Source organism: Mesorhizobium sp. ZC-5, from assembly GCF_025753855.1.
GTDB lineage: Bacteria > Pseudomonadota > Alphaproteobacteria > Rhizobiales > Rhizobiaceae > Neomesorhizobium.
In genome coordinates this window covers 69501-93388 of sequence record NZ_JAOWPT010000012.1, presented here as the reverse complement: position 1 = coordinate 93388, position 23888 = coordinate 69501, and the positions used below count along the sequence as shown (strand labels likewise).

Genomic DNA, 23888 nt, shown 5'->3' with positions numbered 1-23888 from the left:
CAATGGCGCCGGCCATTGATCCGGCTTTCGAATTTCCATAGATCGGGAGCATGAAATTGCTGCATCCCGATCCCGGGCAGATCGAGTTACCGCTGGTGCTTGCAGCGCTCAGCGATCCCACCCGCCTGTCGATCATCCGCCAACTTGCCGAGGACGGCGAATCCATGTGCCGGCGGCTCGACTTCGCTTCGAAATCCAATCTGAGCTACCATTTCGCCAAGCTGCGCGAGGCGGGTATAACCCGCACGAGGATCGAAGGCACCGCCCGTTACATCTCGCTCCGGCGCGACGACCTTGACGCTCGCTTCCCCGGCCTGCTGGATTCGGTCATCACGGCCGCCGCTGCCTATCCAAGGATCATGGAAGCCGAGCCGGTCAACGGTAAATGACGCCACAACCGGCCACGCTCAGTGCATCGCCTCCGGCGCATGCATGCGTTCGACCTCCTTGGGCGTCGGCCGGGCGACCATGGTGACGAAGACCACCAGCGACAGCACCAGGAAGACGCCACCCAGCAGATAGGGCGCGCCCCCGAAGACCACCGGCGCGGCCGGCCCTGTGAACCAGGAGAAGATCGCCGTGTAGAGCAGCGGCGTGATAATCGACGTGAGCGAGAAGATCGACGTCATCGCCCCCTGCAACTCGCCTTGCGCCGACGGCGGCACCTTGGCGGCGGCAAGGCTGCGCAGCGGCGGATCGGCCAGCGCCTCCAGGCAGCCGGCAACGATGACCGCATAGATCATCCAGCCCTGCCAGGCGAAGGCATAGCCAAATGCGCTGGCTGCCGTGAAGGTCAGTCCGATGGCCGCGGTTCGCCACTCGCCGATCCCCGGGATGACCCGCGGCAGCACCACCGCCATGACGATGGCGCCGCACAGGCCGAATGCGCCAAGCGAAAAGCCGATCTGCTGCTCGCTCCAGCCATAGCGGTAGCTGCTCACGAACGACCAGACCGCCGGATACATCATGTGGCCGAGCGTCATCAGGAAGAATACCGCCAGTATGCTGCCGATGCCCGGGTAGTTGCGCATCTGCTTCAGCGAGCCGAGCGGATTGGCGCGGCGCCAGTCGAAGGCGCGTCGGTGATGTTTTTCCAGCGTTTCCGGCAGCAGGAAATAACCGACGACGAAGTTCAGGAACGCCAGGCCCGCGGCGAAATAGAACGGCACCCGCGGCCCGAAAGTGCCGAGCAGCCCGCCCAGGACCGGGCCGATGACGAAGCCGATGCCGAAGGCGATGCCCAGCAGGCCGAAATTCTTGGCCCGGTTCTCGTCGGTGCTGACGTCGGCGATGAAGGCCGACGCGGTGGAGTAGCTGGCGCCGCTGATGCCGGCCAGGATGCGGCCGATGAACAGCATCGGGTACGACCACGCGATCGCGCAGATCAGGTTGTCGATCGCGAAGGTGAACACCGACGCCAAAAGGACGGGCCGGCGGCCGAAGCGGTCGGACAGGCCGCCGATAACGGGCGCGAACACGAATTGCATCGCCGCGTAGGCGAAAAACAGCCAGCCGCCCTCGATCGCAGCGCCGCTGATGCTGACGCCGCTCAGTTCCTGCAGATAAGCCGGCAGCACCGGCATGATGATGCCGAAGCCTATGACGTCGAGCAGCAGCGTCGTGAAAACGAGCGCAAGGCCCCGTTTGGCGGTTTTTTCGTCGACCATGGAAAAACTCTGGTTGTTGCGGCCGCCCGGGGCAAAGCGGAAGTCGCTTATAGACGAGTCATCCCACAGGAACAATGCATGAACGCCGCAAAGCGGTTGTACCAGCGCCTATCCGCAATTTCGGACACTTGCCACGAGAGCTGCGCCCGCCGCGGGCAGCACAGCTCCGCGGTGTGCGCGGCCTCAGATCGGGTTGTTGAACGTATCGCAGTCCGACAGCTTGCCGCTCTTGAAGCCCCGCGCGAACCAGGTCTGGCGCTGCTCAGAGGTGCCGTGATTGAAGCTTTCCGGCACCACATAACCTTGCGTGCGCCGCTGCAGCGTGTCGTCGCCGATCTGTTGCGCCGCGTTCAGCGCTTCCTCGATGTCGCCCTCCTCAAGGATGCCCTTCTGCGCGGTGAAGTGACCCCACACGCCGGCAAAGCAGTCCGCCTGCAACTCGACGCGCATCGACATCTGGTTGGCTTCGCCCTCGCTCATCGACTGCCGCATCTGGTTGAACTTGGGCAGCACGCCGATCAGGTTCTGCACGTGATGGCCTACCTCGTGGGCGATCACGTAAGCCTGCGCGAAGTCGCCCGAGGCGCCGAACTGCCGGTCGAGTTGGTCGAAGAAGGAGGTGTCGAGATAGACCTTCTGGTCGCCCGGGCAATAGAACGGCCCGGATGCCGAAGACGCAAAGCCGCAGGCCGACCGGATCTGTCCGGAAAACATCGTCAGCGTCGGTTCCTTGTAGGTTTCGCCCTCGGCCTGGAAGACGCCTTTCCAGACGTCCTCGGTCTCGGCCAGCACCGTCGAGACGAACTGCTTCATCTCGTCCGAGGCAGGCGCATTCGTCTCCGTCACGTTGCCGCCGCCGCCCGGAGCCTGCGCGGAGGGGTCGCCGCCGGCGAGTATCTGCATCGGGTCGATGCCGCAGGCCTTCAGCACGAAGAACAGGACGACCAGGATGATGATGCCGGACAGCCCGCCACCGCCGCGCACACCAGGCCCTATGCGGATGCGGCCCGGTCCGCCGCGCCCGAAACCGCCGGGAAGCCCGCCGCCTTGTCCGCGCGCGTCCTCGACATTGTCACTTTGACGGCGGCCTCTCCAAAGCATCGTGAACCTCTTGGCGCGGTTTTCCGGGTCCGCCGGGCTGAACCACTCAATCCGGCGGACCGAAACCAATAACTAGCCCAACGGTTGCATCAAGTCACAGGGTTTTTCGACGGGCCGCTGCGTTGGCAAAACCGTTCCGCATGCCCGCTTGACCAATCCATATCCCGTCGGTTATACGTCAATCAATAGCCAGCGGGTTATCAATCCGAATGCCGAATACTCACGACGCGCTCTTCAGAACACTCGCCGATCCGACCAGGCGGGCTCTCTTCGAGCGATTGTGCCGCGAAGGCGAGCAGACGGTCGGCGCGCTGACGGCGCGGGCCGGGGTCTCGCAACCGGCCGTGTCGAAGCATCTCGGCGTTCTCAAGCAGGCCGGGCTGGTGCGCGACCGCCACGCAGGCCGCCAGACGCACTACAGCGCGCAGCTCGGTGCGCTGGCTCCGCTGGTCGACTGGACAAAAGAAATGGCCGGGTTTTGGGAAACCCGGTTCGACGACCTCGAAAACCTGCTGAACAGAATGGACCAATGAACGAAACGCCGCCCGAAACCCTCTCCGTCATCGTCGAACGGGAGATACCGCATCCGCCGGAAAAGATCTGGCGCGCGCTCACGCAATCACACCTGATCGAGGAGTGGATGATGAGGAACGACTTCAAGCCGGAGACGGGAAGCCGCTTCAATTTCAGCGCAAACTGGGGCGGCGTCGACGGTCAGGTCCAGACGGTCGAGCAGAACAAAACGCTGAGCTACACATGGGACACCAAGGATTTGAAGAGTGTCATCACCTGGACGCTCACCCCAACGAGCACGGGGACCCATCTGCGCATGGAACAGTCCGGGTTCCGGCCTGATCAGCGGTCTTTCTACCGGGGCGCCACGGCCGGGTGGCCGCAGTTCCTTGCCGCCCTGGAGCAGGTGCTGGCCCGGATGGACTGAGGCCGGCGCAATTCAAGGCGGTGCCCTGCCGGGGCGGACCGCGAACATCAGAAAATGGAGTGAGTACCGATGAAGATCAAACTGACCAGCGTCTATGTGGACGACCAGGACAAGGCCCTGCGCTTCTACACCGAAGTGCTGGGCCTCGCCAAAAAAACCGATGTCAGCCAGGGGCAATACCGCTGGCTCACCGTGGCCTCGGCGGAAGACCCGGACGGACCGCAGCTGCAGCTTGCGCTCGACGACAACCCGGCGGCCAAGGCCTACCAGCAGGCCATGTTCAGCCAAGGCCAGCCTACGCTCATGCTCCACACAGACGACGTCAGGCGCGACCACGAGCGCATGAAAACGGCCGGCGCCGAGTTCGCCATGCCGCCGACCGACGTGACCGGCGCGACCATCGCGCAGGTCAACGACGGCTGCGGCAACCTCGTCCAGATCATCCAGCCGGCCTGGTAGGCGGGCGCTTCAGCGCCGATCGGCCAAATCAACCAGGGACGTCACCATGAACATTGTCTTGTGGGTTCTCCAAAGCCTTCTCGCCGCGCATACCGCCATAGGCGCGGTCTGGAAGTTTTCCAATTCCGAGCAAACCGTGCCTTCGCTGAGCGCAATTCCCCACGCCGTCTGGCTGGGCATGAGCGTCGTTGAACTGCTTTGCGCCGTGGCCCTGGTCCTCCCGGCGCTCTATAAGCCGATGGGTTTCGCGGTCCCGATCGCAGCGGCCATCATAGCCGCGGAAATGCTGCTCTTTTGCGTGTTGCATATCTTTTCCGGCGACCCGAACTACGGTCCCATGATTTATTGGCTCGTCGTGGCTGCCATATGCGCGTTCATCGCCTACGGCAGGCTTGTGCTGAAACCTCTTTAGGAGCCGTTGAAATGGCCGGTAAGACCAGTCCAGGGAAGGCCGAGCGCCCATCGCGCGCCGTCCACAAACAACCCGCCCCTGCCAGGCAGAAGGGAGGCAAAGGCAAGCAGTCCACGACATCCGGGAGCAAGGAGGGCAAAGCACAGCCGGTCCTCCTGTCCGGCGGCAACCCGCAGATCACCAAGGGCTACGGCGACGCCCCGGTGCAGGCCTACATCGCGGCCATGCCGGGCTGGAAAAGCGAGGTCGGGCGCCGCCTCGACGCGCTGATCGAGCGCGCCGTGCCCGGCGTGCGCAAGGCGGTCAAGTGGAACTCGCCTTTCTATGGCGTCGAGGACGACCTCTGGTTCCTCAGCCTGCATTGCTTCACGAAATACGTGAAGGTGACCTTCTTCCGCGGCACGTCGCTTGATCCCGTCCCGCCGGGCACATCAAAGCATCCGGAAGTGCGCTACCTCGATATCCACGAGGGCCAACTCGACGAAGCCCGGTTCGCCGCCTGGGTGAAGCAGGCGAGCAAACTGCCTGGCGAGAAGATGTGAGCGGGTGCGTGAGCGGCGTGGCGCGAATAGGCGCCATAATCAGCCCGTAAGCCAAGAAAGGCCGCTGCCTGTCATACTTCCTGAATTAACAGCCAAAAAAGTGGCGTGCAAAGCAGCGATTGATTAGTTTTCATTCGGGATCGTCACCATCTGAACGCGGTTTGCATTGGTGCACCACTGGCGTGATATAGATGGTGCTGTCTTCTTTCTGCGGCGGGGGGCCGGGTGAATATCTGCTACAAGTGCATCGGTGACACTGCCCTCAGCGCCGAGATGCGCTCGGAAGGCAACCGTGCAGTTTGCGAATTTTGTAGCAGACGTCGCAAGTCCATCACTCTTAATGATCTTGCCTGCCGCGTCCGCGAAGTCATAGACGAGCACTACCAGCATCACCAGGATGAGTGGGGTGCAGATGATGGCCAGCCCGTAGTCTACCTTATCGCCGACCTGCTCAATTGCGAGAAAGAGGTCGCGGAAGCCGTTCGCGATAAAATCTCTGACGATACCGCGTGGGAGGCCCATGAAGGGGGATACTCAGATCCATTTGGCAGTGAGGCTTGCTATATCGAAAAGGCTGCCGACATCTATGATTTCCAAGAAACATGGGAGTTCTTCATTCGCGAAATCCGAACACGAGCGCGGTATTTCAGTAAGGAAGGACAGAGCGCGCTAGAGCAAATTTTTGGCGATCTCACTGAGCTTAAGACGTGGTCCGGTGAGCCTGTCATCAAAATGATCAGTTCCGGTACGGACGAGGCGTTCCTTTACCGAGGGCGCATCGCCTTTTCTGAGGCTGAACTCGAAGAGATGCTGAGATCGCCAGTCAGGGAACTAGGACCACCGCCGTCGAGATTCGCAAGACCGGGGCGGATGAACGCCAAGGGCATCTCAATGTTCTACGGCGCTCAGGAGAAGGACACATGTATTGCGGAAGTCCGAGCGCCGGTAGGAAGTCACGTTGTCATAGGCCGCTTCGAGATAATACGAGAACTACGGCTCCTTGATCTTGATAAGCTAAACAGCATCTATGCGCAGATCAGCGTCTTCGATGCTCGCTATCGCACCGTCGTCGGACGCATCCGATTCTTCCGACGGTTGGTGGAAGAGATCAGCAAGCCGATCATGCCGCGCGATGAGGAAGATGAGTACCTTATCACACAGACCGTCGCGGAATTTCTGGCGACCAACGTCACGCCCACGCTGGATGGCATCCTCTTCTCCTCTGCACAAATGGGAGGTGATGGACGTAACGCAGTGCTCTTCCATCATGCCAGCGGTGTGGAGCCCTACTCGCTGCCAACTGGAACGAAAATTACAGCCAACATGGGTTGGATCACAGACGAGGACGCAGACGACAGCATTGCGATCTGGGAAACGACACCGCGTCCTCCTTTGGTAGTCGCTAAGAAGAAGGAAAGAAAGAAGCGGCCCTCAGTGTTCGACTTTGGCTCATCAATCATTGACCGGGAAACATATTCAGAGATCGAGGACCTCGTTCCTCCCAATCCGCGCTTAAGACTTCTCGTGAGCGACATAGAAGTCGTACGAATCCGGGGGGTGCGTTATGACGCTATCCAGCGCCGCGTAAATAGATACCGAAGTGCCGAAGGCGACGATGAAATCTTAGGCATTCCAGACACATTCACGTATTTCGCGTACGGCTCCAACATGAGTACAGATCGGCTTCGTTATCGAATTTCACGTTGCCGGGCGAAGGGTATCGCATCGTTGGTCGGGCACGAACTCCGGTTCCACAAAGCCAGCAAGGACGGCTCCGCAAAATGCGACGCTTTTGAAACCAGCGATCTCGCCTCGGTCGTGGTCGGCGTGCTTTTTGACGTACCTCTTTCCGATAAGACTGTCTTGGATAAGGCCGAGGGCCTTGGCAGCGGTTACGATGACGCCAAGGTAACCGTTATCGATGCTGATGGGCTTCCTGTCGAAGCGATCACGTATGTTGCCAGCCCGAAATCCATCACCACCGGCCTCAAGCCCTACGACTGGTACAAGGACTTCGTTGTACAAGGCGCGGTCGAACACGATCTGCCGGAAGCGTACGTGAACCGCTACATCCGTTCAGTTGCAGCTATCGCCGATCCCGATCAAGACCGTACTCAAAAGCGCGTCGCTGAGGTCGCAAAGGAACCCAAGTTCAGGTCAGACCTGTGAGGTGGCAGCATGATAACCGAGTCGTTCCGCCGACAACAAACCACGAAGAGGCTACAAGAAGACCGGTTCGACGGAAGCAACCACAGGCCCTCCCTCCCAACTTATCGATGCGAGGATCAGGAAGCCGGCGACTGGCGGGGCGAGACGCTCGCCCGGGTCAAGGAAGCCGACGTGCAAGAAGCAGGCCAGCAAATTGCCCGGCGAGAAGATGTGAGCGGTGCGTGAGCGGACTTTCGTCGTCGGCCCGGCATATCTTACTGTGACCGGATCCGCCGTTTGAGTCCCGCATCATGAGCCGCTTCTGGAGTTCCGTTGTCCATGGCCTGACGCCCTACGTGCCCGGCGAGCAGCCCAGGCTGGATGGCCTCGTCAAGCTCAACACCAACGAGAACCCTTACGCACCGTCGCCCCGCGTTCTTGCCGCGATCGCCTCTGCTACGGATCGCCTGCGCCTCTACCCCGATCCCCGCGCGACCGCGCTGCGCGAGGCGATCGCGGCCCGCTACGATGTCGCGCCGGAGGAGGTGTTCGTCGGCAATGGCTCGGACGAGGTTCTGGCCCATATCTTCCAGGCGCTGCTGAAGCATGATGCGCCGTTGCTGTTCCCCGACATCACCTACAGTTTCTACCCGGTCTACTGCGGCCTGTACGCAATCCGCTACGAAGAGGTGCCGCTCGATGCCGCGATGCGGGTGCGGATCGCCGACTTCCAGCGGCCATGCAGCGCCATCCTCCTGCCCAATCCGAACGCCCCCACCGGGATTGCGCTTCCGCGCGAGGCGATCGAGGCGCTGGTGACCGAACATCCGGACCAGCTGGTGGTTGTCGACGAGGCTTACGTCGACTTCGGCGCCGAGAGCGCCGTGTCGCTGGTCGCGCGCCACGACAATTTGCTGATCGTCCAGACCCTCTCCAAGTCGCGGGCGCTCGCCGGACTGCGCGTGGGCTTCGCCATCGGCCAACGGCCTTTGATCGAGGCCCTGGAACGGGTGAAGGACAGCTTCAACTCCTACCCTCTCGATTGCCTGGCCATCGCGGGCGCGGTCGCGGCCATGGAGGACGATGCATGGTTTGAGGAAACGCGCGCACGCATCATTGCGAACCGCCAATCGCTGGTCCAGTCCCTCTCCGAGCTGGGCTTCGAGGTTCTGCCATCCATGGCGAACTTCGTCTTCGCGCACCATGCCAGCCACCGCGGCGCTGATCTCGCCGCCCGACTTCGCGAGCACGGCGTTCTGGTGCGGCATTTTCAGAAGCCTCGGATCGAAGACTTCCTGCGCATCACGGTCGGGACGGAGGATCAGTGCAAGCGCTTGATTGCGGTGGCGCGTGATTTGATCTGATCCCCGCGCCTGTTTCTCCGTCAATGCAGGCTGGCGATGGCGTCCAGCCTGGTCTTGTGCGCCGCCGCGAGCGTCAGTCCCGCGGCCGAAACGTTCTCGTGCAGGTGCGCACGCCGGGAGGTTCCGGGAATGAGCAGGATGTTCGGACTGCGCTGCAACAGCCATGCGAGGGCGACAACCTGCGGCGATTTCCCGATTGCGCCAGCGACCGCGTTCAACTCCTCGGTCTGCAGCGGCGTGAAGCCGCCCAGCGGGAAATATGGCACATAGGCGATGCCGTCCCCGGCCAGCGCCCCGATCATCGCGTCGTCGTGGCGGTGGATCAGATTGTACTGGTTCTGCACGCAGACGACCGGGGCAATATCGCGCGCGACGCGCAACTGCGCCATGTCGACCGTGCTGATGCCGATATGGTCGAGCAGTCCCTCCTCCTGCATCCGCCGCATCGCACGCATCGGCTCGGCGATGTCGTCCTCGGGGCCACCCATGCGCAGATTGACGATCGCCATCCGCTCGAGGCCGAGCCTTTCGAGATTGTCTTCGACGGATCGGCGTAGGAAATCGGCACTGCGGTCGAGGATCCAGTCGCCTTTGTCGTCGCGCCGCGCGCCGATCTTGGTGACGAACGTCAGATGCCTGGGATAAGGGAACAGCGCCTCGCGGATCAGGCGGTTCGTGACATACGGACCGTAGTAGTCGCTCGTATCGATGTGGTCGATGCCGAGCGCCAAAGCCTCGCGCAAGACGGCGCGGGCCTCGTCCGGATCCCGGGGTTCGCCGAACACATGCGGGCCGGCCAGTTGCATGGCGCCATAACCCATCCGGTTCACCGAGATCGAGGTACCGGGGAAGGTGAAACGGCCGGCTGCGGCCGCGGGGATCTGATTGTTCATGCGTGGATGTCTCCTTTCCGCTCAATATGGCTGATCGGCTGAACCTTGATAAGCGCGGTCATCGCGAATAGCTTGTTCGCCGTGCCGAACAATCACGCCTTTCCCTCGTTGGACGATCTGTCGGTCTTTCTTGCCGTGTCGACGGCGGTCTCCAGGCATGGCGGATTCCGCACCGCGGCGCGGTGGCTCGGGGTGGCCCCCTCAACGGTCAGCGAAACAATCTCGCGGCTGGAACGACGGCTCGGCGTGCCGCTTTTGCTCCGAACGACACGCAGCGTGCAGCTGACTGAGGCCGGCCGAGCGCTCGCCGAGCGGCTTGGGCCGGTCATGTCGGAGGCGCGCGCGGCCCTGGATGACGCGGCGAGCTCGCAGTCCAAGGTGCGCGGGCGTCTCAAGCTGAACGTGCCGGGCGCGGTGATGGTCGATATCCTTCCGCCACTGATCGACGGGTTTCTCGCGAAGCATCCCGAGGTCCGGATCGAAGTGATGGTCGATGACCGGCTCGTCGATATCACCGCGGCGGGCTGCGATGCGGGCATTCGCTACGGCGAGCATCTGGCGCAGGACATGATCGCGGTGCCGATCGGTCCGCGCCGGCAGTGGGCAGGGGTTGCCGCCGCGCCGAGCTACCTCGGCAGGCGCGGCGTGCCGACGCATCCGCGCGACGTGCTGGAACACGATTGTATCCGCATGCGCTTCGCAAGCGGCGCGCTGACCGGATGGGAATTCGAGAAGGAGGGAGAAACGCTTGTCGTCGACCCTCCCGCGCATCTGATCATCGCCACCGCGACACCGGCCGCGGCGCTCGACCTGGCCGTCGCCGGGCATGGATTGATCTATACCTTCGGCAACTGGCTGGAGCCGCTTCTGGAGCGCGGAACGCTCATGCCCGTGCTGGCGGACTGGCGGCTGCCGTTCGACGGCCCCCGCCTCTACTTCTCCAGCCGCTTCATGCCGACGCCGCTTCGCGCCTTCATCGATTTCATCGCCGAACAACGCTAACAAGCTGACACAGCAACCTGATCCGGGAACGTACCATGAAGAAAAGCAATTCAACGGAAGCAACCACCGGCGCCTCGCCCTCCCAGTTGATCGATGCGCGGATCAAGGAGCTGGGCGACTGGCGGGGCGAGACGCTCGCCCGGGTCCGAAAGCTCATCAGTGAGGCCGACCCGCAGGTGGTCGAGACGTGGAAGTGGCGCGGCGTTCCGGTGTGGGAGCATGCCGGCATCATCTGCACCGGCGAGACCTACAAGGCCGTCGTGAAGCTGACCTTCGCCAGGGGCGCGGCACTCCCGGACCCCTCGGGCCTCTTCAACTCCAGCCTCGAAGGCAACACCCGCCGCGCCATCGATATCCGCGAGGGTGACACGATCGACGAAAAGGCGCTGAAGGCGCTCATTGCCGCCGCCGCAGCGCTCAACGCATCGAAGTGATTTAAGAGGCGGCGCGCCATTTGCGGGTGCGGACGAATTCCCTGAAATCAGCCGCGTTCATCGGGGCGGCAAAGGCATAACCCTGCAAGGTGTCGCAGCCCAGTTCCTTCAGGATGCGGGCATGCTCCATGGTCTCGACGCCTTCGGCGGTGACCTCGATGCCGAGCGACTTGCCGATATCGATGATGGATTCGACCAGCCGCCGCTGGGCGGGCGACGTGGTGATGGGTGATACCAGCTGGCGGTCGATCTTCAGCCGGCGCGGCTTGAGCTTCAGCAGGCTGACGATCGACGCGTAGCCGGTGCCGAAATCGTCGATCTCGATGTCGATGCCGAGTTCCTTGATCTGGTTGATGTTCCAGGTCACCAGCTCGTCGTTCTCGTCGAGGAAGATGGATTCGACGAGCTCGAACGACAGCACCCCGGGCTTGATGCCCATGTCCCGGAGGCTGCCGATCAGTTCTTCGTCCTGAAGCCGGCGCGCCGACACGTTGACCGAAACGTGCGGTATGACAAGGCCGTCGCGGGACCATTCCGCGTGGTGTGCGAGGGTCTGTTCCAAGACTATCCGGTCGATGGTGGAGACGACGTTCAATTCCTCGGCTGTGTGCAGGAAGACATCCGGCGTCAGCATCCCCTGCACCGGATGCCGCCATCTGACCAGCGCTTCGACGCCGACGATATCCAGCGTGTTGGCATCGAACTGCGGCTGGTAGTAGGCCAGGAACTCGTCCCATTCGAGGCCGTGGAGGATTTCGTCGGCCATCTTCTTGGTGACGATGATTTCCTGCTGCAGCGCCTCGGTGAAGAATTCATGCCGGTTGCGGCCGCGGCTCTTGGCCCGGTAGAGCGCGATGTCGGCATTCACCAGCAGGCGCTTCGGGTCCAGTTCGCCGGTTTCGCTGGCGATGCCGACGCTGACGCCGAAACGGCATTCGTAGGACTGATAGGCAACCGGACGCCGCATGTGGCGGATGATCCGGTCGGCAAGCATCGCCATCTGCTCGGGATCGCCTTCCGAGGGGCAGAACACCACAAACTCGTCGCCGCCGATGCGGGCGACGAAATCACCTTCGCGGACATTTGTCTTGAGCACGTTCGCCGCATGCACCAGCATCGCATCGCCCGCGGCATGGCCCAGCGTGTCGTTGATCTGCTTGAAGCGGTCGAGGTCGATATGCAGCAGCGCGATGCTATCCTTGCCTGTGGGCACGAAGCGCTCCAGTACGGCATCGAGATAACGCCGGTTGGGCAGGCCGGTCAGTGAATCGTGCATCGCCACATATTCGATGCGTGCCCTGATCTTTTCGAGCTCCGCATATCGGCGTTCGGCAAGATCCCTGGCTCGTTCAAGATCCTTGCGCAATGTGACGTCGGCGGTCACATCCCATTCGGCGCCGATCATCTTGGGCGGTTCGTTGCGATCGCGGAAGATGGTTGCCCGGGTCCGGATATACCGGAGCGTCCCGTTGGGCAGCAGCAGCCTGTATTCGGACGAATAGGGGCCATGGCCCGCGACCGCCGCATCGAAATCCTTCTGCGCCTGTTCGGCATCTTCGGGATGGATCGCCCCAATCCAGTCGTCAAATCCCCGCGGCTCGCCGTCCTCGGGCTTTCCATAGAGTTCGTTGACGCGGTCGTCCCATAGCAGCTCATTGTTGTCCAGGTTGTGCTCCCACACCCCGATCTGCGACGCTTCGAGCGCGAGTTCCAGCCTTTGCGAAAGCTGCCGCAGCTCTTTTTCGCTCCGCCGCAGTTGCCGGTAGTGCTTCTGCCGCTCCTCGACCAGGCGCCCGGCGACCAGGATCGGGATCACCACCAGCGCACCGGCAACGACCATGAAAAGCCTGAACAGCCAGATGTTGCGCCCAGCCAGATCCCAGCCGCCCTTGGGGATGGCGGCAAGCTGCCAGGAACCGGTTGGAAACATCACGCCGGCTGTCACCGGATCGTTGTCCAGAACAGCCCGGCTCCCGAAGAACTGAGGCCCGGCCGCTCCACGGCCGTCCTTGCCGACGATGGCCACCTCGACGGACGAGTCCGGATCGCGCAACCCGGCGTCGCGATAAAGCCTTTCAGCGTCGATGACGGCAGAAACGATTCCCCAGAACGTCTTGCTCCCGCCGGGCGAATTCACGAAGACAGGAAAGCGCGCGACCAACCCCTGGCCGCCTTGCGCCAGGTCGATCGGGCCTGCCAGGACCAGCTCTCCGCTGTCCCTTGCCTTCAGCGCGGCATCGCGTTGCGCCTTGTTCTTCCGATAGTCGAGACCGATCGCCTTTTCGTTGCCGGCCAAAGGATGCATCAGCGAAATGACCAGATTGGGAGCGCCGGCGATATTGCGCAGCTGGTTGTCGGCACCGAAGAGGGTCGAGGCGAGTTGCTCGAAGCGCTCCTGGCTCATTTCGGGCTCTGTGGACAGCGTGGCGACCAGCCCGCGCACCAGCTGGATGTTGCCGTTGACGATGCCTTCGAGATTGGAGCGGATCAGGTTCGTCTGCGCAAGAACCTCAGCCCGCGACGCCTGCCGCGAAAGGAGCCGGTTCTGGTGGTCGGCGAAAAAGCACAAGACCACGATGACGACGAACGCTATGGCCGCAGGAATATTGGTCGTCGCGAAAACGGCCCGCCGCACATTCCTGTATTTGGCGCCAGAATGCTTCAAGAACCCGTCACCGTCGCAAAATCGATCCGCTCGATTTGCCGCGTAGATTAAGGATGACTGCTTAAATTAGGCTTTCCGGTGTTCCTTGTAATTTTGGCATATTTCGCCGTTGCTATTACCGTCAGCGTTGTTTTGTGCCCGCGCTCTTGCCGTCGGAACTTTTCGAGCGCTCCTCGAAACGCTTCGCGCCCTTGGCCAGGTCGCTGCCCTTGGAGGCTTCGATCTTCCGCTCTTCCTTGCCGGCGCTTCTCTTCAGCGATGCGCCGGCGGCCTTGCCCTTGGCGGTGACCGCCGATTTTTCCTTCATGGCCATGTTGTTCCTCCATACGGCCGTCCGGGCCGTCCCCGTCAACGCATGGCGAACGGCGATGTTCCGCCCGTCGTCAGGCTCTGAGCGGTATCCAGATTTCGACGACGCCCTTGCCGGTTTGCGGATCGAAACGGTCGTCGTAGCGTTCGAAATTCGGGGCGTCGGCCACCTCGTATCCGGACTGCGGCAGCCATTTGCTCCAGATGGCCGAGACAGTCCTGCCGATCGCCGAGATGTGTTCGCGATGGTCGAACACCGCATATTTCTGCGGCGGAACCCTGATTGTGCTGAAACCTTCGGGCACGTCGCCGAAGCTCGAAACCTCGACGCCGGCGATGTATTCGAAGCTGTCGTCGTGGTCGAAATTGCAGCACAGCCCGTAGGAGACCGACCCGATCTGGCCCGGAATGTTGCCGATATGCGGGCCGAAACGCTGCCACTGGGCAGGAATGCCCTGGTTCGTGTCGCAGGTGTAGCGCACGCCGATGCCGGTGATCAGCAGCGGCTTGCCGTCTTCGAAACGCGGCTCTTCGAGATCGATGACGAGCGAATTGTCCATCTTGATTGGCTCCATGAGGTTGACGATGTCGAGCGAGCCTTGCGCGCGAAGCTGTTCGGGCGTCACCCCGAACTGATCGCGGAAGGCGCGGGTGAAGGCTTCGTGGGATCCGTATCCGGCGTCGAGCGCCACGGCGAGAATGTCCGGCGCGCCGGCGGCCAGCGTTCGCGCCGCCTCCGAGAGCCTGCGACCGCGCACGTAGCGCATCACCGAGTGGCCCGTCGCGGCGCCGAAGGCGCGTGCCATGTGGAACCGCGACACCCCGGCGACCGCCGCGATGTTCTCGAGCGAGATTTCCTTGTCGAAACCCTGCTCCACGAACCAGATGGCTCTTTCTACCGGGTCCATGCGATCCTCATCCTGCCGGTTCAACGGCCCGCTTGGCTGAACGTCCGCACACTCTAGAGCATGCTTTTAGGGCGCATTTGATCGCGATTGCTGCGCGGCGCACAAATAAAAAGCGCCCGGCTTTCGCCGGGCGCTTTCATGTCCAATGACCGGTCGTCAGGCCGTCGCGCGACGCGCCTGGCGCGTGTTGGGCAGGAATATGGTCAACAGCCCGAGCAGCGGCATGAACGAACACACCGCATAGACGAAGTCGATGCCCTTGGCGTCGGCGACGACGCCGAGCACCGCGGCCGCGATGCCGCCCATGCCGAAGGCGAAGCCGAAGAAGATGCCGGCCACCATGCCGACCCTGCCCGGCACCAGTTCCTGGGCAAAAACCACGATCGCAGGAAACGCCGAGGCCATGACGAGGCCGATGACGAACGACAGGATGATGGTCCAGTTGAGATCGGCATAAGGCAGCACGAGCGTGAACGGCAGCACGCCGAGGATGGAGAACCAGATCACCGTCTTGGCGCCGAAGCGGTCGCCGAACGGTCCGCCGACGATGGTGCCGACGGCAGCGCCGCCGAGAAACACGAACAGCAGGATCTGCGACATCTGCACCGTCACCCCGAATTTCTCGATGACGTAGAAGGTGTAGAAGCTGGAGATACTCGCCATGTAAATGTTCTTGGAAAAGGTCAGCAGCGCCAGCACGACCAGCGCGATCACCACCGTGCGGCGCGGCAGCGTCAGCACCGGCGCGGCTGCCGGACGCGCGGCATTGGCCTTGCGGTGGTTGCTGTACCAGGTGCCGACTTTCCACAGCACGATCATGCCGACCAGCGCCGCCACGGAGAACCAGGCGACGCTCGACTGGCCGCGCGGCACCACGATGAACGCCGCCAGCAGCGGTCCCATGGCCTGGCCGAAATTGCCGCCCACCTGGAACAGCGACTGCGCCAGCCCGTAGCGTCCGCCGGATGCAAGCCGCGCGACGCGCGACGATTCCGGGTGGAACACCGCCGAACCCAGTCCGACCAGGGCCGCGCCGACGAGCAGAAAGACATACTGCCCGGCAAATGCCAGGAAGATCAGCCCGATCAGCGTCGAGCCCATGCCGACCGGCAGCGAATAGGGCAGCGGCCGCCTGTCGGTGTAGATGCCGATCACCGGCTGCAGCAGCGACGCCGTCACCTGGAAGGTCATCGTCAAAAGGCCGATCTGCCAGAAATCCAGCCCGTAGTCCGCCTTCAGCATCGGATAGATCGCCGACAGCAGCGACTGCATGATGTCGTTGAGCAGATGGCAGAAACTCACCGCCAGGATGACGGCATAGGCGGTGGTCTCGGCCGGTATTCTTCCGGCGCTGGCGGTCGTGTCGGTCAATTGAAACTCCGTGCGGCGTGGATGCGCCGGGCAGCCTTATACGCCCCTTGTCACGGTGCTTCTTTCGTGGTTTGGCCCATCATTTACGCGAGTGGGCCATCAGCTTTAGGATTCTATGGGTGCAGCTTGAGCGGTTTGGTGATCTTGTCGGCGACCCGCCGGTCGCACCTGAATGCCAGCCCGACCAGGTCGAGGTCGGCTTGCGCCACCGCCGCGACCGCCGCCCGGTTGTCGATATCGTTGCCGGTGGCGAACAATTCCCTGGTGTAGATGTGCAGCGTGACGTTGCGCTCCAGCGCGCGGCGGTAGGCGGCTTTCAGGTCGTCCGCCGACCCGGTGAACACCACGATCGGCTGGCGGATCAGCGGGCCGTAACCGGTGCCCGACGCATCGCGGTAGGGCTCGCCGGCGAGTTCTGGCTCGGCACCCGCCAGCCCGCCCGCCAGGAAGGCGGTGACATTGAGCTTTTGCCATGTTGCGATATCGTCGCGAACGGCGATGACGATTTTTGTGTCGAAGATCATGAATGCTCCAATACCCCATGCCTCCGCCGCCGGTCTTGAACGATCGTGCGTGCCGGCTGCCGGCGACTGGATCCGGCAGGCGCCGCCGAGCCCGGGCCTCGAGCGCATCGACGCCGGCTTCACCGGCCACGCCTACGACCCTCACCGCCACGACACCTACGCCATCGGCTACACGCTGAACGGCGTGCAATGCTTCCGCTACCGTGGCGCCGATGCCGTCAGCACCGCCGGCAACGTGCTCGTCATCCATCCCGACGAGGTGCATGACGGCCATGCCGGAACCGAGGCCGGCTTCCGTTACCGCATGCTCTATGTCGAGCCGCTTCTGGTCCAGGAGGCGCTCGGCGAGCGCCGGCGCAGCCTGCCCTTCGTCAGGACGCCGGTATTCACCGACCCGCATCTGGTCTCCTGCCTGATCGCCGCGCTCGATGATTTCGACCGGCCGCTGGACGAACTGCTCGCCGATCAGGTCGTCGCCGCGCTTTCCGAGGGCCTGGCACGGCGGGAAGGCGGCGCGCCGAAACCGTCACGAATGCCCGAGGCTGCACTTCGCCGGGCACGCGACTACCTCGAGGACAATGCCGCCCGCACCGTCGGCTCGGAAGAACTGGAGAAAATAAGCGGCCTCGAGCGCTATCAGCTGGCGCGCCAGTTCCGCCTGTTCTTCGGCACCAGCCCCTACCGCTATCTGGTGATGCGCAGGCTGGCGCGTGCCCGCGCCCTGATCGCCGGCGGCACGGACCTTGCCACGGCGGCCTTCGACGCCGGCTTCGCCGACCAGAGCCACCTCACCCGCCATTTCAAGCAGGCGTTCGGCATCACACCCGGCCGCTGGGCGCGTCTGCTTGTCTGACCGCGATGCGCGATCCGACTTGCCTTCGGGACCTGCCTCGTTGTATTGCGCTGGTTCTGTCCCGAACATCTTGAAAGGAGGGCTGCGTGTTTTTTAGACCAGATCACCACCGTCAGCGCGGCCCTGTCCCTGCCCTGCGAGCTTGCTTGCAGGGCTGACCGAAACGGTCCCAGGGCATTTTCCCTGTTCCATTTTTGGTTTGCCCTTCGTGGTGTCGCTGAGCCTTGGCTCGCAAACACCGTCAAAGTGCATCGAACCGGAGTGAGCTCCGGGCAGACCAGAGAACGAACATGGCCCTGATCAGCCTCAAGAACCTCGGCGTCACCATGAGTGCGCCGCTCTTTTCCAACCTCAACCTCGTCGTCGGCTCCGGCGACCGTCTCGGCATCGTCGCCGCCAACGGACGCGGCAAGTCGACCTTGCTCCGATCCCTCGCCGGCGACTTCGAGCCGACCACCGGCGACATTACCCGCACGCGCGGCCTGCGCATCGGCCATGTCGAACAGGCGGTGCCTGCCGCCCTTCTGGAGCGCACTTTCCACCAGGCGGTCGCCGACGCCTTGCCGCCGGACCAGGCCGACAGCGAGATGTGGCGCGTCGATGTCGTGCTGGATTCGCTCGATGTTCCCGAGGCGATGCGCGAGCGGCCGGTCAACAGGTTGAGCGGCGGCTGGCAGCGGCTGGCGCTGATCGCCCGCGTCTGGGTCACCGATCCCGACGTGCTGTTGCTCGACGAGCCGACCAACCATCTCGACCTCGCCAAGATCAGCCAGCTGGAAACTTGGCTGAATGCACTGCCGCGCGACGTGCCGGTGGTGGTCGCCAGCCACGACCGCGCCTTTCTCGACGCCACCACCAACCGCACCCTGTTCCTGCGCCCGGAAAACTCGCCGGTGTTTTCGCTGCCCTATTCGCGCGCCCGCGACGCGCTGGACGAGGTCGACGCCTCGGCTGAGCGCAAGTTCCAGCGCGACATGAAGGTGGCGCAGCAATTGCGCCGCCAGGCGGCCAAGCTCAACAACATCGGCATCAACTCCGGCAGCGACCTGCTCACCGTCAAGACCAAGCAGCTCAGGGAGCGAGCCGAACGCCTCGAGGATGCCGCGCTGCCGGCGCACCGCGAAAAATCGTCGGGCGCCATCAAGCTCGCCAATCGCGGCACCCACGCCAAGGTGCTGATCACGCTCGACGACGTTTCCGTTGAGACGCCGGACGGCACGCTGCTGTTCCGGACCGGCAAGCGCCCCATCTGTCAGGGCGACCGCATCGTGCTTCTGGGCAGGAACGGTGTCGGCAAGTCGCGCTTCATCGAACTGATCCGCCGCGCCATCGCCGAACCCGAAACGGTGACCGCCCCCGTCAGGGTGACGCCGTCCGTGGTGCTCGGCTACAGCGACCAGGCGCTGTCGGGCATGCGTGCCGACGACACGCCGCTGGCGATGCTTTCGCGAAAATTCGAGGTCGGCGACCAGCGGGCGCGTTCGCTGCTTGCCGGCGCGGGCGTCAGCATCGAGATGCAGGAGCGGAAAATCGGCGCGCTGTCGGGCGGCCAGAAGGCACGGCTGATGATGCTGGCGCTGAGGCTCGCCAACCCTAACTTCTATCTCCTCGACGAGCCGACCAACCACCTCGACATCGAGGGCCAGGAAGCGCTGGAGGCGGAACTTTTGGCGCATCAGGCCAGTTGCCTGCTCGCCTCGCACGACCGCTCTTTCATAAGGGCGGTCGGCAACCGCTTCTGGCTGATCGACAAGCGCAAGCTGACCGAAGTCGACAGTCCGGAGGCGTTTTTCCGGGCGGTTGCGGAGGATGGCGAATGAAGAAGCAGCCTTGAGATTACATGCGTTCGATCTCGTGCTAGTAGCATAGCGGGGCTTGAGGGTGAAAAACTATGTCTGAAAGAGATCGCTTGTTGCAGTCGCTTGCAACCATTACCGCTGACTATCGTTCCGGGGAACTTCTAGCTCCCACACCGCTGCACATCGATCGTTGGATTCAACAATTTCCGGGGCCGGTCCAGCAACCCATGCTCGCGGAGCTTGAGCATGTTTTTAGCAAGACGTATTTCACGAAAGCAAACATCCTACGATTTCTGCGCAGTCTCGTATCGAACGCCAAGCTCGCAGGCGACGATCCCTGCGCCTTTTGGCGCGGTGTAAAATTTCTGAAAATTCAAGGCGGCGGTAACAGCCAGAAGGAGATGTTGCAGTTATTCAGCGAAGTCCTTCACAACCACTGCGGTTTCAGTGTTGACGAATGTGGTGAGAACCCGGCGGCTTACCTTTATTTGGATGATGTCGTTTTCTCCGGTGGCCGTATTCGAGCAGATTTGATGGGTTGGATCAACCAAACTGCCCCCGCTGCGGCAATGGTTCACGTGGTTACAATTGGCGAACACAGGTCGGGTACATGGTACGCGAACAAACAGATTAAGGAGGCTGCAACTGCAGCAAATAAGAATATCCAGATCAAATGGTGGCGAGCGGTAGAAATTGAGGACCGAAAGTCACACACCAACGTATCGGATGTGCTGCGTCCCACGGCAATACCAAATGATGCGGCGACACAAGCTTATGTACAAGGCCTCGGCTATCCGCCGGTCTTACGCACGGCCGGCAATGTAGGGGGAAAGCAGTTCTTTTCATCTGAACAAGGTCGAAGCCTGTTGGAGCAAGAATTTCTGAAAATAGGTGTGCATATTCGCTCCGTCTGTCCGAATCTCGGCATTTATCAGCGCCCTTTGGGCAACGTGGTCCTCAAAACGACAGGTTTTGGGTCAATGATCGTAACGTTCCGAAATTGCCCCAACAATGCGCCTCTAGCGCTTTGGGCGGGAGATCCTTGGTATCCGCTATTTCGGAGAAAGACCAACTGATGGCAGAGGTGAGGACTTATTGGCGGACACAGGCTGTTGTGTTCCGTAAAACGAATGAGAAATTTGGCGGCCTCTCGAATATGGCAGCTGGCTACCCTCTTGAAATCAACGGCATCCGCATTCACACGGCCGAAGCACTTTATCAGGCATGCCGATTCCCGCACCTGCCCGATGTGCAGAACAAGATCATTCGGGAAATCAGCCCAATGACGGCCAAAATGCGTTCAAAGCCCTATCGCAAGTACTCACGGTCTGACTGGGAGCATGTTCGTGTTCCAGTCATGAAGTGGTGCCTGAGGGTGAAACTGGCCCAAAACTGGGAGAATTTCGGCCAGCTACTATTGGCAACGGACAACCTCCCCATCGTAGAGGATTCTCGCAAGGATGAATACTGGGGTGCAAAGGCTGCTGACGATGGCGCTTTGCACGGTAACAACGTTCTTGGTCGGTTGCTTATGGAACTTCGGGAAAAGCTGAAAAAAAAGCCTTCTGAGCTGATTGAGGTTCAACCCCTCCCAGTTGATGATTTTCTACTTTTCGGGCGCACCATTCCCCCCATAATGGTGGGTATCCCGAAAAATTCGATGACTCAGGCGTGCGGCGAAAAAAAACTTGCGCCGGCACAAGCATCATTTTTTGAGCAGGATCATCACTAGGTCGCAGACTCACAGGATCATCACTAGTCAGACGCACCCACCAGCCGCCAACAACCCCCCGCTTGCCTTCGCCCGTTTTCCATGGTTTTCTCCACACCTTCGCAAGTGGGCCATGAAACAGCAGATGACTAAACGGTTCTGGGGTGAAGGGGCGATCGGCTCCGACCTCGTTCGCCTGCACGAGCACCGGCTGCGCTGGCTGGAGGAAGCCGGCGGCGAAGTGGTGGCGCTGCCCAGCGAATACCCTGATGGCTATCGCGTGCCGACCCACCGCCACAGCCGCTCGCAGCTGCTGCATGCGCTGACCGGCGTGGTCATGGTCAGCACCGGCAAGGGCCGCTGGATGGTGCCGCCAGAGCACGCGATCTGGCTGCCGGCCGGCGTCGACCATTCGGTGGAGATGCTGGGTGACGTCGCCATGCGGTCGATCTACGTCAAGCCGGACGCGCTCGAAGGCCTGCCGCGCGACCTGCGCGTCGTCACCGTCACCGGCCTGATGCGCAGCCTGATCGTCGAGGCGGTGACCTTGCAGCCCAACCCCGATCCCGGCACCCGCGCCGGGCTGGTCATGGGTCTTCTGCTGCACGAGATTCCCAATTTGACGCCGCGGCCGCTCGGGCTGCCGTTTCCGGCCGAACCGCGGCTGGCGGCGCTCTGCCGCAGTTTTGTCGCGGCGCCCTCGCCGCGCGCCACCATCGACGGCTGGGCCGAGACGCTCGGCATGAGCCGCCGCACCTTCACGCGCATGTTCCACCGCGAGACGGGGCTCAGCCTGTCGACCTGGCGCCAGCAGGCCTGCCTGTTCGCCGCCCTCCCCCGGCTGGCCGACGGCGAACCGATCACCGGCGTTGCGCTCGATCTCGGCTACGAAAGCGTTCCCGCCTTCACCACCATGTTCAAGCGCATGCTGGGCGAACCGCCGCGCAGCTATCTGCGGGCCAAGCGTACCGTCCCCGTGCCGGCAGCGGCATTCGCGCCGGCCGCCGGACAACCGCGGGCCACGGGAGTTTGAGGAACCGGCCATGGCGACGCTGCCCGAAGTCAGACGGTTCTACGCGCAGTTGATGGCCGCCGCGAGCGGCTCCACCGATCCGCGTCTCGAGCGGATCTTCGAGCTCGTCCCGCGCGAGGCGTTCCTGCCGCCGGGCCCGTGGCACATCCGGCATAACCACCTCAGCCTCGAAACGCCGAGCGCCGACCCAGCCTTCCTCTACCAGAACATCATGGTTCCCCTCGATGCGGAGAAGGGCATCAACAACGGCGAGCCGTTCCTGCATGCCGCCTGGATCGGCAAGGCAGCACCCCGGGCCGGCGAAATCGTCACCCATATCGGTGCCGGGACCGGCTACTACACCGCCATCCTCGCCATGCTGGTGCTGCCGGACGGCCGCGTCCATGCCTTCGAGATCGAGAGGAAACTTGCCGCCCAGGCGAAGCTCAATCTCGAGCCGTTCGAAAATGCCAAAGTGACGGCGGCCGATGCCGTCGCCCGGAAACTGCCGGCATCGGACCTGATCTACGTCAATGCCGGCGTCGTCGCCCCGCCCGTGCAGTGGCTCGCCGCGCTACGTCCAAACGGCCGCCTGGTCTTCCCGTGGCGGCCGTCGGAAAAAGTCGCCCTCGCCGTCCTGGTGACGCGCACCGCCGCCGGGTTCTCCTGCGAGCCGTTCATGCGGTCATGGTTCATCCCGTGCGTCGGCGCTTCGGTGGCCGGGCCGGACGACCGGCCGCCAAGCACGTCACAGGCCAGGCGCACCCGCTCCATCTGGCTGCGGTCGGAAAAAGCCCCCGACGACACCGCCACGGCGGTGTTTGGGGACGTGTGGTTCTCGTCGGCGGCTGTTCCGCTACCGGGCAGCGCGGAATTGCGACGCCGCCCGGACCGAAAGTAAGCCCGGCTTGGCGGCTCCGCTGATTGCCATTGGGCCATCCGGTTTGAGCGCGGTGGCAGGCTGCGGGCGGCTGCGCGATCGGTGAAGATGACACCATGCGCATCGCTGTCATTGCCGATATCCACGGAAACATTCTCGCGCTCGACGCCGTGCTCGACGATTTGAAGCGGCGCGGCGGAGCCGACCTTGTCGTCAATCTCGGCGATTGCGTTTCGGGCCCGCTCTGGCCGGCCGAAACCATGCAGCGCCTCGAAGCGCTGGAAGCGCCGACCGTGCGCGGCAACCACGACCGCCGTGTTCCCCTCGATCCGCTCGGCGAGATGGGGCCGTCCGACCGTTTCGCCTATGACCGGCTGACCGAAAAGCAGCGCGGCTGGCTCGAGGCATTGCCGCTCACTGCGGAGATCATCCCCTCCGTGCTCGCCTTCCATGCCCGCCCTGACCACGACGAGCGCTACCTGACCGAGGTCATCGACACCGGCCGCCTCGTCCGCGCGCCGATGGCGGTTATCGAAAAGCGCTTGGCGGTGCTTGATCCGCAATATCGGTTGCTGCTGTTCGGCCACAGCCACCAGCCGGAATTGCTGCGGCTGGCCGATGGCCGCATTCTGTTCAATCCCGGCAGCGTCGGCTGCCCCGCCTATTTCGACGACGCCGCACCGGCGCATGTTTCCGAACAGGGGTCGCCGCATGCCCGTTACGGGCTGGTCGACCTCGATGCTTCGAACGCTCCCGTGCGGATCGATTCCCTCGCCGTCGCCTACGACAACGAAACTGCGGCCAGGCGCGCCGAGGAATCCGGCCGGCCGTTGTGGGCGCACGGTCTGCGCACCGGCTTCATGCCGGACGGCACGCTCGCCGGCGTTTAGCTCT

The 23888-nt window shown here is 62.7% G+C and carries 25 protein-coding genes; 17 read left to right on the top strand and 8 right to left on the bottom strand.

The genetic code is table 11. From position 1 onward, the window contains the following. Nucleotides 1-50: 50 nt before the first annotated feature. Nucleotides 51-389: an ArsR/SmtB family transcription factor gene (locus OHD58_RS24450; protein ID WP_263806217.1), complete on the top strand. Its 339-nt coding sequence runs from the start codon at nt 51-53 to the stop codon at nt 387-389. Nucleotides 390-407: 18 nt separating this feature from the next. On the opposite strand, the gene OHD58_RS24445 is transcribed toward OHD58_RS24450, so the two are convergent. Then, nucleotides 408-1667 (bottom strand): TCR/Tet family MFS transporter, encoded by a 1260-nt coding sequence (locus OHD58_RS24445; RefSeq protein ID WP_263806216.1) that lies wholly within the window; start codon nt 1665-1667, stop codon nt 408-410. Nucleotides 1668-1850: 183 nt separating this feature from the next. Then, nucleotides 1851-2768, bottom strand: a complete 918-nt coding sequence (locus OHD58_RS24440) for a neutral zinc metallopeptidase (RefSeq protein WP_263806215.1) — start codon at nt 2766-2768, stop codon at nt 1851-1853. A gap of 209 nt (nt 2769-2977) precedes the next feature. Between OHD58_RS24440 and OHD58_RS24435 the strand changes: the two genes are divergently transcribed. The 7 genes from OHD58_RS24435 to hisC all read left to right on the top strand — a co-directional run bounded on the left by OHD58_RS24435 (nt 2978) and on the right by hisC (nt 8633). Then, nucleotides 2978-3301, top strand: coding sequence for an ArsR/SmtB family transcription factor (locus tag OHD58_RS24435; protein ID WP_263806214.1), 324 nt, complete (start codon nt 2978-2980; stop codon nt 3299-3301). Continuing rightward, on the top strand, nt 3298-3708 hold the full coding sequence (locus OHD58_RS24430) for an SRPBCC family protein (RefSeq protein ID WP_263806213.1): 411 nt from the start codon (nt 3298-3300) through the stop codon (nt 3706-3708). Before OHD58_RS24435 ends, OHD58_RS24430 begins: the two co-directional genes overlap by 4 nt. Nucleotides 3709-3777: 69 nt before the next feature. Further along, nucleotides 3778-4167, top strand: coding sequence for a VOC family protein (locus OHD58_RS24425; RefSeq protein WP_263806211.1), 390 nt, complete (start codon nt 3778-3780; stop codon nt 4165-4167). A 46-nt stretch (nt 4168-4213) separates the two neighbouring features. After that, the gene (locus tag OHD58_RS24420) at nt 4214-4579 is read left to right on the top strand and encodes a DoxX family protein (RefSeq protein WP_263806210.1); all 366 of its coding nucleotides are present in this window, start codon (nt 4214-4216) and stop codon (nt 4577-4579) included. An 11-nt stretch (nt 4580-4590) separates the two neighbouring features. Then, nucleotides 4591-5121, top strand: a complete 531-nt coding sequence (locus tag OHD58_RS24415) for a DUF1801 domain-containing protein (RefSeq protein WP_263806209.1) — start codon at nt 4591-4593, stop codon at nt 5119-5121. Between the two features lie 225 nt (nt 5122-5346). Beyond that, the gene (locus tag OHD58_RS24410) at nt 5347-7290 is read left to right on the top strand and encodes an RES domain-containing protein (protein WP_263806208.1); all 1944 of its coding nucleotides are present in this window, start codon (nt 5347-5349) and stop codon (nt 7288-7290) included. A 290-nt stretch (nt 7291-7580) separates the two neighbouring features. Continuing rightward, nucleotides 7581-8633: a histidinol-phosphate transaminase gene (hisC, locus tag OHD58_RS24405; RefSeq protein ID WP_263806207.1), complete on the top strand. Its 1053-nt coding sequence runs from the start codon at nt 7581-7583 to the stop codon at nt 8631-8633. Nucleotides 8634-8653: 20 nt separating this feature from the next. On the opposite strand, the gene OHD58_RS24400 is transcribed toward hisC, so the two are convergent. Beyond that, a complete protein-coding gene (locus tag OHD58_RS24400) occupies nt 8654-9526 on the bottom strand; it encodes an oxidoreductase (protein WP_263806206.1) in 873 nt (290 codons plus the stop codon). An 81-nt stretch (nt 9527-9607) separates the two neighbouring features. Here OHD58_RS24400 and OHD58_RS24395 point away from each other — a divergent pair, with 81 nt between their 5' ends. Both OHD58_RS24395 and OHD58_RS24390 read left to right on the top strand, forming a co-directional pair. Further along, nucleotides 9608-10528, top strand: coding sequence for a LysR family transcriptional regulator (locus OHD58_RS24395; protein ID WP_412177288.1), 921 nt, complete (start codon nt 9608-9610; stop codon nt 10526-10528). A 35-nt stretch (nt 10529-10563) separates the two neighbouring features. Then, entirely contained in the window at nt 10564-10962 is a 399-nt protein-coding gene (locus OHD58_RS24390) for a DUF1801 domain-containing protein (RefSeq protein ID WP_412177286.1), read from the top strand. 1 nt (nt 10963) lies between these two features. On the opposite strand, the gene OHD58_RS24385 is transcribed toward OHD58_RS24390, so the two are convergent. The 5 genes from OHD58_RS24385 to OHD58_RS24365 form a co-directional block, all read right to left on the bottom strand. Further along, a complete protein-coding gene (locus tag OHD58_RS24385; RefSeq protein WP_263806204.1) occupies nt 10964-13627 on the bottom strand; it encodes an EAL domain-containing protein in 2664 nt (887 codons plus the stop codon). Nucleotides 13628-13748: 121 nt separating this feature from the next. Further along, nucleotides 13749-13934, bottom strand: coding sequence for a hypothetical protein (locus OHD58_RS24380; RefSeq protein WP_263806343.1), 186 nt, complete (start codon nt 13932-13934; stop codon nt 13749-13751). Between the two features lie 76 nt (nt 13935-14010). Next, nucleotides 14011-14844 (bottom strand): AraC family transcriptional regulator, encoded by an 834-nt coding sequence (locus OHD58_RS24375; RefSeq protein ID WP_263806203.1) that lies wholly within the window; start codon nt 14842-14844, stop codon nt 14011-14013. 156 nt (nt 14845-15000) lie between these two features. Next, nucleotides 15001-16215, bottom strand: a complete 1215-nt coding sequence (locus tag OHD58_RS24370; RefSeq protein WP_263806201.1) for an MFS transporter — start codon at nt 16213-16215, stop codon at nt 15001-15003. A 113-nt stretch (nt 16216-16328) separates the two neighbouring features. Beyond that, nucleotides 16329-16739, bottom strand: coding sequence for a DUF2000 family protein (locus OHD58_RS24365; protein WP_263806200.1), 411 nt, complete (start codon nt 16737-16739; stop codon nt 16329-16331). On the opposite strand from OHD58_RS24365, the gene OHD58_RS24360 reads away from it, so the two are divergent. From OHD58_RS24360 to OHD58_RS24330, 7 genes are all read left to right on the top strand, one after another. Beyond that, the gene (locus OHD58_RS24360) at nt 16714-17592 is read left to right on the top strand and encodes an AraC family transcriptional regulator (protein ID WP_263806199.1); all 879 of its coding nucleotides are present in this window, start codon (nt 16714-16716) and stop codon (nt 17590-17592) included. The genes OHD58_RS24365 and OHD58_RS24360 overlap by 26 nt on opposite strands. Before the next feature lie 290 nt (nt 17593-17882). Continuing rightward, a complete protein-coding gene (locus OHD58_RS24355) occupies nt 17883-19412 on the top strand; it encodes an ABC-F family ATP-binding cassette domain-containing protein (RefSeq protein ID WP_263806198.1) in 1530 nt (509 codons plus the stop codon). A 71-nt stretch (nt 19413-19483) separates the two neighbouring features. Beyond that, the gene (locus OHD58_RS24350) at nt 19484-20467 is read left to right on the top strand and encodes a hypothetical protein (protein ID WP_263806197.1); all 984 of its coding nucleotides are present in this window, start codon (nt 19484-19486) and stop codon (nt 20465-20467) included. Beyond that, nucleotides 20467-21123: an NADAR family protein gene (locus OHD58_RS24345; protein ID WP_263806196.1), complete on the top strand. Its 657-nt coding sequence runs from the start codon at nt 20467-20469 to the stop codon at nt 21121-21123. Before OHD58_RS24350 ends, OHD58_RS24345 begins: the two co-directional genes overlap by 1 nt. 124 nt (nt 21124-21247) lie before the next feature. After that, nucleotides 21248-22135, top strand: a complete 888-nt coding sequence (locus OHD58_RS24340; RefSeq protein WP_263806195.1) for an AraC family transcriptional regulator — start codon at nt 21248-21250, stop codon at nt 22133-22135. A gap of 10 nt (nt 22136-22145) precedes the next feature. Continuing rightward, on the top strand, nt 22146-23015 hold the full coding sequence (locus OHD58_RS24335; RefSeq protein ID WP_263806194.1) for a protein-L-isoaspartate O-methyltransferase family protein: 870 nt from the start codon (nt 22146-22148) through the stop codon (nt 23013-23015). A 95-nt stretch (nt 23016-23110) separates the two neighbouring features. Next, nucleotides 23111-23884, top strand: a complete 774-nt coding sequence (locus tag OHD58_RS24330) for a metallophosphoesterase family protein (RefSeq protein WP_263806193.1) — start codon at nt 23111-23113, stop codon at nt 23882-23884. The last annotated feature ends 4 nt before the right edge of the window (nt 23885-23888 follow it).